Source organism: Microbacterium sp. (assembly GCF_029263575.1).
GTDB lineage: Bacteria > Actinomycetota > Actinomycetes > Actinomycetales > Microbacteriaceae > Microbacterium.
This window is the reverse complement of record NZ_JAJUFV010000088.1, coordinates 1-12,240: the sequence shown is the minus strand read 5'-3', so window position 1 is coordinate 12,240 and position 12,240 is coordinate 1. Positions and strand designations below refer to the sequence as shown.

Annotated in this window: 12 protein-coding genes; 7 read left to right on the top strand and 5 right to left on the bottom strand. The window is 66.4% G+C overall.

What is annotated here, in order from left to right:
* Window positions 1–215 precede the first annotated feature (215 nt).
* Window positions 216–953 carry a M23 family metallopeptidase gene (locus Q1J95_RS10040; protein ID WP_300267376.1) on the bottom strand — a complete coding sequence of 246 codons (738 nt, stop codon included), beginning with the start codon at window positions 951–953 and terminating at the stop codon, window positions 216–218.
* Window positions 954–1,238: 285 nt separating this feature from the next.
* Complete coding sequence (locus Q1J95_RS10035) at window positions 1,239–1,940, bottom strand: metal-dependent transcriptional regulator (protein ID WP_300267375.1); 702 nt, start codon at window positions 1,938–1,940, stop codon at window positions 1,239–1,241.
* A 101-nt stretch (window positions 1,941–2,041) separates the two neighbouring features.
* On the opposite strand from Q1J95_RS10035, the gene serC reads away from it, so the two are divergent.
* Window positions 2,042–3,154: a phosphoserine transaminase gene (serC, locus tag Q1J95_RS10030; RefSeq protein WP_300267374.1), complete on the top strand. Its 1,113-nt coding sequence runs from the start codon at window positions 2,042–2,044 to the stop codon at window positions 3,152–3,154.
* 1 nt (window position 3,155) lies between these two features.
* Here the strand turns inward: serC and Q1J95_RS10025 are convergent, their stop codons facing one another.
* Entirely contained in the window at window positions 3,156–3,761 is a 606-nt protein-coding gene (locus tag Q1J95_RS10025; protein ID WP_300267373.1) for a DUF3027 domain-containing protein, read from the bottom strand.
* Window positions 3,754–4,134, bottom strand: coding sequence for a cold-shock protein (locus tag Q1J95_RS10020; RefSeq protein WP_300267372.1), 381 nt, complete (start codon window positions 4,132–4,134; stop codon window positions 3,754–3,756). Before Q1J95_RS10020 ends, Q1J95_RS10025 begins: the two co-directional genes overlap by 8 nt.
* A 93-nt stretch (window positions 4,135–4,227) precedes the next feature.
* Here Q1J95_RS10020 and Q1J95_RS10015 point away from each other — a divergent pair, with 93 nt between their 5' ends.
* The 6 genes from Q1J95_RS10015 (at window position 4,228) to Q1J95_RS09990 (ending at window position 10,810) form a co-directional block, all read left to right on the top strand.
* The gene (locus Q1J95_RS10015) at window positions 4,228–4,503 is read left to right on the top strand and encodes a multidrug ABC transporter ATPase (RefSeq protein WP_300267371.1); all 276 of its coding nucleotides are present in this window, start codon (window positions 4,228–4,230) and stop codon (window positions 4,501–4,503) included.
* Window positions 4,504–4,505: 2 nt separating this feature from the next.
* Window positions 4,506–6,248, top strand: coding sequence for a helicase-associated domain-containing protein (locus Q1J95_RS10010; protein ID WP_300267370.1), 1,743 nt, complete (start codon window positions 4,506–4,508; stop codon window positions 6,246–6,248).
* A 27-nt stretch (window positions 6,249–6,275) separates the two neighbouring features.
* Window positions 6,276–7,919, top strand: a complete 1,644-nt coding sequence (locus Q1J95_RS10005; RefSeq protein ID WP_300267369.1) for a DNA repair helicase XPB — start codon at window positions 6,276–6,278, stop codon at window positions 7,917–7,919.
* Between the two features lie 76 nt (window positions 7,920–7,995).
* Window positions 7,996–8,682 (top strand): response regulator transcription factor, encoded by a 687-nt coding sequence (locus tag Q1J95_RS10000; protein WP_300267368.1) that lies wholly within the window; start codon window positions 7,996–7,998, stop codon window positions 8,680–8,682.
* A gap of 16 nt (window positions 8,683–8,698) precedes the next feature.
* A complete protein-coding gene (locus tag Q1J95_RS09995; RefSeq protein WP_300267367.1) occupies window positions 8,699–10,414 on the top strand; it encodes a HAMP domain-containing sensor histidine kinase in 1,716 nt (571 codons plus the stop codon).
* 108 nt (window positions 10,415–10,522) lie between these two features.
* Window positions 10,523–10,810 (top strand): WXG100 family type VII secretion target, encoded by a 288-nt coding sequence (locus tag Q1J95_RS09990; RefSeq protein WP_300267366.1) that lies wholly within the window; start codon window positions 10,523–10,525, stop codon window positions 10,808–10,810.
* 56 nt (window positions 10,811–10,866) lie between these two features.
* Here Q1J95_RS09990 and groL read toward each other — a convergent pair.
* On the bottom strand, window positions 10,867–12,240 hold a 1,374-nt coding region (groL, locus tag Q1J95_RS09985), incomplete at its 5' end, for a chaperonin GroEL (RefSeq protein WP_300267365.1).

Genomic DNA, 12,240 nt, shown 5'->3' with positions numbered 1-12,240 from the left:
TCTCGCACACGACAAACTCCGTGCATCCCTGCGGGCAATGCCGAAGGACGTAACGACCGAGTGCATCCATGGTGCGGATGTTCGGTATTCGTTCCATCGGCTTCTCCCGTCCGTGCGACGACGGGTTCAGGCTAACCCATCCCACCGACAACCCACGAAACGCGAGATGAACATTCGCGCGTGTCGCTGAGGCGAGCGGGGTTCTGCCGGCGGGATCAGCCCGCGTTCGCGCGAAGCCAGGCGTACGGCTCAGCCTTGCCGCCGTTGACCCAGACCTCGAAGTGGAGGTGGTTCGCCGTTGATCGTCCCGTGCTTCCGACCGCTCCGATGAGCTGACCGGCTGCGACCGTCTGCCCGGCCTGCACCTGACGCGATCCATATGTCATGTGAGCGTACGTGGTCGACACCCGCTGGCCGGCGATCACATGGTCGATGACGACCGCGACGCCGTAGCCGTAGTGGCTCTCACTGGAGACACGGACGACACCCGCCGCCGCGGCGTAGATTGGCGTTCCCGCCGGCGCCAGCATGTCAGCGCCGTCATGGCCACCGCTGATCGTGCGGCCCTGAGTATACGAGCCGCGCGGCAGCGGATAGCGAACAGCACCGTCACCGGGGGCGACGAGCGCGTAGCCGGCGGTGTTGAAGGTTGTCGAGGTGGAGGCGGATGCTGCGGCTGCGGCCGCGGCCTTCGCTCGTGCCGCTGCGGCAGCTTCGGCCTTCTTCTTCTCGATCTCTTCGGGAGTGGTTGCCGAGAACGTGCCCCGCTCGAGCGGAGCAGCAGTGGCTTCTGAGGCGACCACGAGCGACTGGGCATCGTTTGTCGCCAGCTGCTGAAGTGTCGCGGCAGCGTTGACCGGCGTCGAGGACGCCGCGTAGGCGGGAAGTGCGACCGCGGCCACCAGAGCGCCGACGGCTCCGAAGATCGCGATCGAGCGCATGGGCTTGACCATCTTTCGAGCAGCGTCGCGAGGAGCAGCGGCACGAATGCGCTTCAGGGTCTTTTCAGATGTCTTCGCGGACGGTTCGATATCTGCGGCCAAAAGGGGGTCCTCCTGCGCCTTGGCGCTTCGGGTGCGCTTAGTCAGGCGGTGTAGACGGGATGTCGATCAGTGGCTTCTCCGTTGACGACCTGTCCGAGGTTACCGGAAGATAACGATTCTGTCACCCTGACACCCTGGCAATCCCCCGAGAGCGGATGAGTCCACCGGCAATCGCTCCCTGAGCCTGTCGAAGGGTCACACCGGTTCGCCCACGAGGAAGATGTGCGAGGCGAGCTCGACAGGAAGCTCCAGCCCCTCGTCGTTGCCGTCCATCTCGATCAGGACGTATCCCTCGTTGAAACGGAACTTCCCACGCGCACCGGGCACGACGCCGGCGCCGCGCAGCTGCTCGAGCAGTTCTGGATCGACCTGCGCCGGCTCGGCCAGGCGCCGCACCGTGCCGTCGATCGGCTCATCAGCGTGGGTGAGCTTGCGAACGAGGCCGACGACACCCTCATCGAACGTTCGTGCGGGAACATCGCCCAATTGGTCGAGCCCGGGAATCGGGTTGCCGTACGGCGACTCGGTCGGGTGCCCCAGCAGCTCGACCAGGCGACGCTCGACCTGCTCGCTCATGACGTGCTCCCAGCGGCAGGCCTCTTCGTGCACGAACGCCCAATCGAGACCGATCACGTCAGACAGCAGACGTTCGGCCAGACGATGCTTGCGCATCACGTCGACGGCCTTGCGACGCCCAGAGTCGGTGAGCTCGAGAGTGCGGTCTTCTGAGACGACGACGAGGCCGTCGCGTTCCATTCGACCCACGGTCTGCGAGACGGTCGGACCGGAATGACCGAGGCGCTCGGAGATGCGCGCGCGCAACGGAACGATGTTCTCTTCTTCGAGTTCGAGAATCGTGCGGAGATACATCTCCGTGGTGTCGATCAGGTCCGTCATCTTGCCCTCCGGGTCGTCTTAGGTAAGCCTACATTCCCGCACCGACATCGAGGCGAGTCACAGTGCAGCGAGCACGACCGTGACACCTCTAGAATCGACGCATGGCGATCGAGATTCCCCGTGACCTTCTGCCCGTCGACGGACGCTTCGGCTGCGGCCCGTCGAAAGTGCGCGCCGCGCAGCTCGAAGCGCTGGTCACCTCAGGCGCCGGCGTCCTCGGCACATCTCACCGCCAAGCGCCGGTGAAGAATCTCGTCGGGAGCGTCCGCGAGCAGCTCGCCAGCCTGTTCCGCATTCCCGACGGGTACGAGATCCTGCTGGGTAACGGCGGATCGACCGCGTTCTGGGATGCCGCGGCCTTCGGTCTGATCGAACGTCGCAGCCAGAACCTCGCGTTCGGCGAATTCGGCAGCAAGTTCGCCAAGGCGGCCGGCGGCCCGTGGCTTGAAGCACCGGATGTGCGCTCCGCCGAGCCGGGCTCGCTCACCTCACCCGAGGCCGTCGACGGCATCGACGTCTACGCCTGGCCCCACAACGAGACCTCGACGGGCGTCGCGACACCGGTTCGGCGCGTGGCCGCCGAGGGGGCACTGACCGTGATCGACGCGACCAGCGCGGCCGGCGGCATCGACTTCGACGTCACGCAGACCGACGTCTACTACTTCGCTCCGCAGAAGAACCTCGGATCCGACGGCGGCCTGTGGGGCGCTGCCGTGTCACCGGCGGCCATCGAGCGGATCGAGAAGATCGCGGCATCCGATCGATACATCCCCGAGTCCCTCAGCCTCAAGAACGCTCTCGACAACTCTCGCCTCAACCAGACGCTGAACACGCCGGCGCTGACGACGCTGCACCTGCTCGACAGTCAACTGCGCTGGCTCAACGACAACGGCGGGCTCGCCTGGGCCGGCGCCCGCACCGCCGAGTCGTCTGCCGCGCTGTACGAGTGGGCCGAGGCATCCGCCGTCGCGACGCCATTCGTCACCGACCCCGCGCACCGCTCCCCCGTCGTCGTGACGATCGACTTCGACGACAGCATCGACGCGGCCAGCATCGCCAAGACCCTGCGTGCAAACGGCGTGGTCGACACCGAGCCTTATCGCAAGCTCGGCCGCAACCAACTGCGCATCGCGACCTTCGTGTCCATCGAGCCCGACGATGTGCGCCAGCTCATCCGGTCGATCGACTACGTGCTGGAGAACTCAGCCTCCTGAGTTACTCTTCCTCGTCGCTCGCGGCGTCGTCGTCAGAATCGTCTGAGTCGACGTCGTCAGCGTCCGAGTCATCGGATTCGTCAGAGCCGTCGGAGTCATCGCTGACCGAGTCATCGAGTTCATCGATGTCGACGCCGTCGAGATCGCCCGCGTGCAGCACGCGGGACTCCGGAACGTCCTCGTCGTCGTCATCGATGTCGTCGTCATCCGCGTCATCGTCGGCGTCGCCGGAATCCGCATCGTCGTCGCTCTCGCTGATTTCAGCAGCGGATGCCGCGGCCTGCTCGGCGAGCTCGGCCTGGTGCGCACGATACTCAGCGAGCCGTTCAGCCCACGGCACCCAGTCGGGGGCGAGGAGCGCGCCCTCCGCCGGCATGAGCTCAGCTTCGAGCACGGTCGGCTCCGCATCGTCGACGCGTGCGACCGTGACCGTCCAGTACCAGCCCGGGTAACCAGGCAGGCGGTTCTCGAAGCGCAGCGATACCGACCCGTCGTCTTCGACGATGTAACCGGCCGCCGGGCCGACCGTCGAGGCGGGGGTGATCTCATACAGCGCAGCGAGCGCCAGATCGTGGGCGCCCGTCAGACGTTCGTCGGCCTCAGGCATCGAGATCGTCAGCCACCTTGCGCAGCATTGCCGCGACCTTACGCCCCTGGCCCGATGACGGGTAGCGGCCGCGGCGCAGATCGCCGCCGATGTTGTCGAGCACCTTCACGAGGTCTTCGAGGATGACCGCCATGTCGTCGGCGGGCTTGCGCTTCGCTTTCGCGAGGCTGACGGGCGCATCGAGCACACGTACCGACAGTGCCTGCAGCCCGCGCTTGCCGTCGGCGACGCCGAACTCGACTCGGGCGCCCTGCTTCACCGCGGTGCCTGCGGGCAGGGCAGAGGCGTGCAGAAAGACGTCCTGGCCCTCATCGCTGGCGATGAAGCCGAACCCCTTCTCGTCGTCGTAGAACCTGACCTTGCCGGTGGGCATGGAGAACCTCGCTGTGTGATCGTGCTGAAAGATGGCGCGCGTATATACGGCTGCCCCCAGCCTACCGGGATTCAAAGCACTAAGCTGAGACGAATGAGCACGCAGAATTCGGGATCCGACGTTCCCGTCCGTCGAGTGGATCGAATCCTCGCCTTCACGGCGCTGACGCTCGCCGCGCTCTCTGTGATCTGCTTCTTCGCGATCATCATCGGCAGCGCCATGGGCATGAACCAGACGGCGTTCGGTGAGGGCGTCTGGCCCCTGGTGGCCGCGATTCCGCTGTGGGGTCTGCCCCTGGCCTTCATACTGATCATCACGCTGCTGGTGATGAGCTTCGTGCGGAAGGGACGCGCCGCTTCGCGCTCCTGACGATGAGCACGCACGCCCGCCCGCTTGCAGTATGGCTGGCCGCTGCGCCCGATACGCAGCTGGCCGCTCTGTTCGCGGCGCGCGATGTTCGCCCCGACGCGTCGTGGGCCGACTTCTTCGATGCCGCGGAGGCGCTGTTGGAGCCGGCGTCGATCGAGCGGATGCTTTCGCAGCTGACCCTGGATGAAGCGCGTGTACTGCACCAGGCGGCTGATCCCGCTTCTGTCGCCTCGGTGGTCAGCGAGCCCGCACGCACCGCTGCCGAGGCATCGCTCATCGCCTTGGCGCTGTTGCGACCCGATGGCACACCGCAGCCTCCCGTCGCCGAGGCCGTGGCGACGCGGAGCGTGCCAGATGGCGCACCGACGCACACCGAGGCGGCCCCTGCGTCAGAGGGGGCGTCCGCCCACGCCGCCGAGCGGGCCTTCACGAGCATCGGCGCGTTGGCCGATGTGCTGCTGATGGCGAGAGAGACGCCGTTGGCTCTGCTCACCAGCGGCAATGTCGCCGCCGGAGACAAGAGGCGCCTGGAGGAAGCGGGTCTGTCGGCCGAGATCGTGAACGACCTCGTCGCGCTGGCCCGGCACGCACGCCTTGCCGAGGCCAGTGACCGTCGGCTGCGGGTCACCGCAGCCGGCGAGAGATGGCTGCGGCTTTCGGCATCCGAACGCTGGGCTCTGGTCGCCGAGGCCTTTCGAGCGGGACTCCCCCGCGGCCTGCAGACCACCGCCGGAGGCTGGCCTGCCGTGAATCAGTGGGCGGCGCAGCATCCGTGGGATCCCGCATGGAGCGCTCACGCGGGAGAGCTCCGCCGGCGTGCGCAGCTGCTGGGTCTCGTCGCCGACGGCGACACCGAGCCCGCGTGGGCGGTCGCGCTGCGCGAGGGCCGCGCAGCCGATTCCGCGGCCCTGGAACGGATGCTCCCCACCGAGGTCGACCGCATTTTTCTGCAGAACGACCTGTCGGCGATCGCTCCGGGGCCCCTGGCGTCCGCGTTGGACGTTCGCCTGCGCGCGATCGCGACGCGAGAATCTGCAGCACAGGCGTCGTCGTACCGCTTCACCGCAGAATCCATCTCGCACGCGCTGGCCACGGGCGAGACAGCCGCCTCCATCCTCGACTTTTTGGGCGAGCTCAGTCTGACCGGCATCCCCCAGCCGCTGGAGTACCTCGTCACCCAGACCGCACAGCGCCATGGCCTGGTGCGGGTGTTCTTCGACACCGAATCCGACCGCACGCGCGTGACGAGCACAGACTCGACACTGCTCGATGCTCTCGGCGTCGATCAAGCCCTGCGGCCACTCGGGCTGTCGCGCGATGCTGACGGGCTCACCTCGCGCGTAGGCCGCGACACGGTGTACTGGGCGCTCACCGACGCTCGTTACCCCGCGACGATCGTCGACAATGACGGTCAGGTACAGGTGATCGATCGCAATCCGGCCCCGCCGCGGGCGGTCGCCGATGACACCCCCTATGGCGCGCTTCTCGCTCGCCTGCGTGCGCAGCAGGGCCCCGATGCGGATGCCGCGTGGCTCGACCGCGAACTCGAAGCGGCCGTGCGCAGCCGATCCGTGCTGCTCGTCGAGGTCGGCATGCCAGACGGCACCACACGAGAGCTGACGCTCGAAGCAAGCGGGCTAGGAGGCGGGCGCCTGCGCGGCCGTGACCGTGCGGCGGATGTCGAGCGCACACTGCCGGTCAAAAGCATCCGCTCGGCCCGCGTCGTCGACCCCTCGGTCCCGTAAGCCCGCTGCGCGATAGAATGGTCTGCTATGTCTGATGGCCCCCTGATCGTCCAGAGCGACCGCACTGTCCTGCTGGAAGTCGCCCATGCCGACGCGGAGAGTGCGCGCCACGAACTCGCGATCTTCGCCGAGCTCGAGCGTGCTCCCGAACACATCCACACATACCGGATCACCCGCCTCGGTCTGTGGAACGCCCGCGCAGCCGGCCACACGGCTGAGGACATGCTCGACACGCTCGAGCGCTGGTCGCGCTTCCCGGTTCCGCCGTCAGTCGCGGTCGATCTTCGCGAGACCGTCGATCGTTACGGGCGACTCGTCATCGAACGCGATGCGGAAGGCGCGCTGCTGCTGCGTTCGACCGACCCCGCCGTGCTGACGCAGGTGGCAGGAAACAAGCGCATCCAGCCGCTGCTGATCGACCACCCCACCCCCGACACCTATGTCGTCGACGCGTGGGCGCGCGGTCAGGTCAAACAGGAGCTGTTGAAGATCGGCTGGCCGGCCGAGGACCTCGCCGGATACACTCCCGGCACCCCGCACGAGATCGAGCTCGCCGAAGACGGCTGGCAGATCCGCCCGTATCAGCAGGATGCCGTCGACGCCTATGCGAAGGACGGCTCGGGCGTAGTCGTGCTCCCCTGCGGCGCCGGCAAGACGATCGTCGGGGCCGGCGCCATGGCCGCGACGAAGACCACGACGCTGATCCTCGTGACCAACACGGTGTCAGCTCGCCAGTGGCGCGATGAGCTGCTCAAACGCACCTCGCTGACGCCCGACGAGATCGGCGAGTACTCCGGTCAGAGCAAAGAGGTCAAGCCCGTCACCATCGCGACGTATCAGATCCTCACCGCCAAGCGCAAAGGACAATACGCGCACCTGGCGCTGCTGGATGCACTCGACTGGGGCCTCATCGTCTACGACGAAGTGCACCTGCTGCCGGCGCCGGTGTTCAAGCTCACCGCCGATCTGCAGGCCCGCCGACGCATCGGGCTCACCGCCACCCTGGTGCGAGAGGATGGCCGCGAAGGCGATGTCTTCAGCCTCATCGGTCCCAAGCGCTTCGACGCGCCGTGGAAGCAGATCGAGGCACAGGGCTTCATCTCCCCCGCCGCCTGCTTCGAGGTACGCGTCGATCTTCCCGCCGACGACCGGCTGGAGTACGCCGCAGCCACCGACGATGATCGTTACCGGCTCGCGGCATCCGCGCCGGCCAAGATCACGGCCGTGCGTGAGCTGATCGCAAAGCACCCCGGCGAGCGCATCCTCGTCATCGGTCAGTACCTCGACCAGCTCGAGACGCTCTCCGATGCTCTGGACGCCCCGCAGATCACCGGCGCGACGCCCGTGGACGAGCGCGAAGAGCTCTATCGACAGTTCCGAGAAGGCGAGATCGAACTGCTCGTCGTGTCGAAGGTCGCGAACTTCTCGATCGATCTGCCCGAGGCATCCGTCGCGATTCAGGTCTCCGGTTCGTTCGGCTCCCGCCAGGAAGAGGCTCAGCGGCTGGGTCGGCTGCTGCGCCCGAAAGAATCGGGTCACACCGCCAGCTTCTATACGCTGATCGCCCGCGACACCGTCGATCAGGACTACGCACAGAACCGCCAGCGTTTCCTCGCCGAGCAGGGCTACAGCTATACGATTCTGGATGCCGACGCGTTGGCCGCGGCGTAACCGAACAAGCCCTGGCGGATCCGCCGCTCCGCAAGATAAACAGCCACTCCATTGACAGAGTCACCATAATGGGGACATGACTGATGCGCGCATCCTGGTCGTCGACGACGAGCCGAACATCCGTGACCTGCTCTCCACAGGCCTGAACTTCGCCGGGTTTCAGGTGAAGACCGTCGCCAACGGCGCCGCCACCATCTCTGCGGTGCTCGAAGAAGAACCCGACCTCATCATCTTGGACGTCATGCTCCCCGATATGAACGGGTTCAGTGTGACCAAGCGCCTGCGCGGCGCCGGGTTCACCGCTCCAATCCTGTTCCTGACGGCCAAAGACGATACGCAGGACAAGATCGAAGGTCTCAACTCCGGTGGCGACGACTACGTCACCAAGCCGTTCGCGCTCGACGAGATCGTCGCGCGCGCCCAGGCGATCCTGCGCCGCACGATGCAGGCCGATGAAGAGTCGATCATCCGCGCGGGTGAGCTGTCGATGGACCAGGACACTCACGACGTATTCGTGGCGAACGAGCCGATCGAGCTGAGCCCGACCGAGTTCAAGCTGCTGCGCTACCTCATGCTCAACCCGAACCGCGTGCTGTCGAAAGCGCAGATCCTCGATCATGTGTGGGAGTACGATTTCAACGGCGATGCCGGAATCGTCGAGAGCTACATCTCTTACCTGCGCCGCAAGATCGATCCGCATACCGAAGAGTCGCTCATCCAGACCAAGCGCGGCTTCGGGTACATGCTGAAGGTGGGCAAGTAGCCCGAAGGAGAACCGCATGGGCACCAAGCCTGACGCGGTCACCGGTTGGTGGCGGCGCATCAGCCTGCGCGCGAAGGTCACCGGGGTGACGGTCGCTGTCCTCGCCCTCGGACTCGTGGTCGCCGGAATCGGCACCGTGCCGTTGCTGCGCAACTCCCTCATCAGCAACATCGATGCGCAGCTGCCGTCGCTCGTGACCAGCGACTTGGCCGACCGCTGGTTCAACATGGAGATCGTCGACGGCGCGCTCACGCTCACGGAGTCGGAGACCGCTCCGCGAACGTCGGATTACTTCTTCGCGATCTACGCAGCCGATGGTTCCTTCCTGGCCCAGGCCGGGGGCTGGCGGGATGCTCCGACACCGGCGTTTCCCGAAACGATGACGATCGCCCAGGCGCACGCGCTGGAGGGCCGGTTCTTGTCGTTGCAGAGCGAGACCGGGCAAGACTTCCATGGTGCGGTCGTCGTCACCGACGGCCCGCGCGGAACGCTCTACGTGCAGTACGTCGCTCTCCCGCTCGCAGAGGCCGACAGCATCATCGCGACCTACTTCGGCGTGTATACGACCGTGGCTCTCGTGACGATCTTGATCGCGGCGCTGCTGATCCGGGGGTTGGTGACGCTGACCTTCCGCCGTCTCGGGCAGGTGGAGACCACAGCGATGGCGATCGCAGCTGGCGACTTCAGTCAGCGTCTGACCGATCTGGAGCCCTCGACCGAGGTCGGTCGTCTGAACTTCGCCATCAACGCGATGATCGAGCGCATCGACAAGTCCCTCGCGCAACGAGATCGCACCGTGCAGCACATGCGCCGCTTCATCGGCGACGCCAGCCATGAGCTGCGCACCCCGCTGGTGAGCGTACGCGGCTACGCGGAGCTGTACCGCATGGGCGCCATCCGCGGCGAAGAAGACACCGCGCGCGCGATGGAGCGCATCGAGAAGGAGGCGATCAGGATGGGCGTGCTCGTCGAAGACCTGCTCGACCTCGCGCGCCTCGACGAAGAGCCCGAACTGCAGATCATCCCACTCGATCTGCGCCCCGTCGCCCGCGACGCCGCGCTCGACCTGCGAGCTGCCGCCCCGCGCCGCACGATCACCGTGATCGACAAGACCTCGCAGTCGGCTCCTTCTGGCGCGCGCACCCAGCCGAGACCGCGCACCACACCTCCAGCGCCCACCACCGCCACGGGTCGGATTCGCACCGGCGCACTGGCCCGGTTGCGCTGGCGCGGACGCACCGACACGCAGTCGATGCCCGAGATCGATTTCACCGAGGCACAGGATGCTCCGGTGCGCACACCCCCGATCGTGCTCGGCGAAGAGAACAAGGTCCGTCAGATCATTGCAAACCTGCTGGGCAACGCCCGCCGGTTCTCCGCCGAAGACAGCCCCATCGAACTCGTCGTCGACGCTGATCGGGCCTACGGCACAGGAAGCATCTCGATCGTCGACCACGGCGATGGCATCCCGCCGCAGATCCGCGAGCAGATCTTCGAGAGGTTCTGGCGTGCCGACACCTCGCGAGCCAGAGAGACCGGCGGCTCCGGGCTCGGGCTCGCGATTGTCGCTTCGATCGTCGCGGCGCTGCACGGCAGCGTCCGCGTGGATGAGACGCCGGGCGGCGGCGCGACGTTCACGGTGACGTTGCCGTTGGCCCCCGCTCAGGCGACGCCCGAACACCTGCTGGAAGACACCCAGCCGCTGGACCGGCTCGACCTCGACGAGCTCTGACTCTGCACAGTCTGTCGGCCGGCGAGGCTGTCCACAGTTCGTGTTCCTGGCGCTGAGCGGCACCGTGCACCCTGCGTAACGTCAGAACTCCCAACGAGAGGAGTTCCCATGTCCGTCTATACCGTTGACACCGAAGCCGTCTTCGCGGCCACCGGTGCTACGAAAGCGACGATGGAGCGGCTGCGCAGCGAATCACTCGCACTGAAGGCGCAGCTCACCCAGTTGCAGTCATCGTGGACCGGCGCCGCATCCGTCGCTTTCCAGGGATGCAGCGACCAGTGGAGCGCCGCGCAGATGCACGTGGAGCAGGTGCTCGACTCGATCGGCACCGCGCTCGGCTCAGCCGCATCGCAGTACTCGGAAGCCGATCAGTACTCTGCGAGCCTGTTCCGCTGATGAACGACGAAACGCCCCGGCCGTGGCCGGGGCGTTTCGCTGTGTGTGGGATCTTCTTAGAAGTCCATGCCACCCGTCGGGTCACCGGCGGGAGCCGCCGGAGCCTTCTCGGGCTTGTCGGCGACAACAGCCTCGGTGGTGAGGAACAACGCAGCGATCGAGGCAGCGTTCTGCAGCGCCGAGCGCGTCACCTTCGCCGGGTCGATGATGCCCTGCGTGAACAGGTCGCCGTACTCGCCGGTCGCGGCGTTGAGGCCGTGGCCGGTCTCGAGCTCTGCGACCTTGTTCGCGACAACGCCCGGCTCCAGGCCCGCGTTGCTGGCGATCTGCTTGAGCGGAGCCTCGACACCGACGCGCACGATGTTCACACCGGTTGCCTCGTCACCCTCGAGCGAGAGACTTGCCAGAGCCTTCGCACCGGCCTGGATGAGCGCGACGCCACCACCGGCGACGACACCCTCTTCCACAGCGGCCTTCGCGTTGCGCACGGCGTCTTCGATGCGGTGCTTGCGCTCCTTGAGCTCGACCTCGGTCGCTGCTCCGGCCTTGATGACGGCGACGCCACCGGCGAGCTTCGCCAGGCGCTCCTGGAGCTTCTCACGGTCGTAGTCGCTGTCGGTGTTCTCGATCTCGCGACGGATCTGCGTCACGCGACCCTCGATCTGGTCGGCCTCACCGGCACCCTCGACGATCGTGGTCTCGTCCTTGGTGATGATGACCTTGCGTGCGCGGCCGAGGAGGTCGAGCGTGGTGTTCTCGAGCTTGAGACCGACCTCTTCGGTGATGACCTGACCACCGGTGAGGATCGCGATGTCCTGCAGCTGAGCCTTGCGACGGTCGCCGAAGCCAGGAGCCTTGACGGCAGCCGACTTGAAGATGCCGCGGATCTTGTTCAGCACCAGGGTCGCCAGGGCTTCGCCCTCGACGTCCTCGGCGATGATGACGAGCTCCTTGCCGTCCTGGATGACCTTGTCGACGACGGGGAGAAGATCCTTGATGTTCGAGATCTTCGAGTTCGCGATGAGGATGTAGGGCTCCTCGAACACGGCCTCCTGGCGGTCTGCATCCGTGACGAAGTACGGGTTCAGGTAGCCCTTGTCGAAGCGCATGCCCTCGGTGAGCTCGAGCTCGGTGCCGAAAGTCTGCGACTCCTCGACGGTGACGACGCCTTCCTTGCCGACCTTGTCGATCGCCTCGGCGATGAGCTCGCCGATCTCGGGGTCAGCGGCGGAGATCGAGGCGGTGGCCGCGATCTGCTCCTTGGACTCGATCTCCTTGGCGCTGGAGAGCAGCTCGTCGGTGATCGCGGCGACAGCCTTCTCGATGCCGCGCTTGAGCGAGATCGGGTCAGCGCCGGCTGCGACGTTGCGCAGGCCCTCGCGCACGAGTGCCTGAGCGAGCACGGTCGCGGTGGTGGTTCCGTCACCTGC

Excerpts from the sequence above, each read along its gene's own strand:
- Q1J95_RS10040 (WP_300267376.1), bottom strand. The coding sequence starts at position 953 with ATGGTCAAGCCCATGCGCTCGATCGCGATCTTCGGAGCCGTCGGCGCT.
- Q1J95_RS10035 (WP_300267375.1), bottom strand. The coding sequence starts at position 1,940 with ATGACGGACCTGATCGACACCACGGAGATGTATCTCCGCACGATTCTC.
- serC (WP_300267374.1), top strand. The coding sequence starts at position 2,042 with ATGGCGATCGAGATTCCCCGTGACCTTCTGCCCGTCGACGGACGCTTC.
- Q1J95_RS10025 (WP_300267373.1), bottom strand. The coding sequence starts at position 3,761 with ATGCCTGAGGCCGACGAACGTCTGACGGGCGCCCACGATCTGGCGCTC.
- Q1J95_RS10020 (WP_300267372.1), bottom strand. The coding sequence starts at position 4,134 with ATGCCCACCGGCAAGGTCAGGTTCTACGACGACGAGAAGGGGTTCGGC.
- Q1J95_RS10015 (WP_300267371.1), top strand. The coding sequence starts at position 4,228 with ATGAGCACGCAGAATTCGGGATCCGACGTTCCCGTCCGTCGAGTGGAT.
- Q1J95_RS10010 (WP_300267370.1), top strand. The coding sequence starts at position 4,506 with ATGAGCACGCACGCCCGCCCGCTTGCAGTATGGCTGGCCGCTGCGCCC.
- Q1J95_RS10005 (WP_300267369.1), top strand. The coding sequence starts at position 6,276 with ATGTCTGATGGCCCCCTGATCGTCCAGAGCGACCGCACTGTCCTGCTG.
- Q1J95_RS10000 (WP_300267368.1), top strand. The coding sequence starts at position 7,996 with ATGACTGATGCGCGCATCCTGGTCGTCGACGACGAGCCGAACATCCGT.
- Q1J95_RS09995 (WP_300267367.1), top strand. The coding sequence starts at position 8,699 with ATGGGCACCAAGCCTGACGCGGTCACCGGTTGGTGGCGGCGCATCAGC.
- Q1J95_RS09990 (WP_300267366.1), top strand. The coding sequence starts at position 10,523 with ATGTCCGTCTATACCGTTGACACCGAAGCCGTCTTCGCGGCCACCGGT.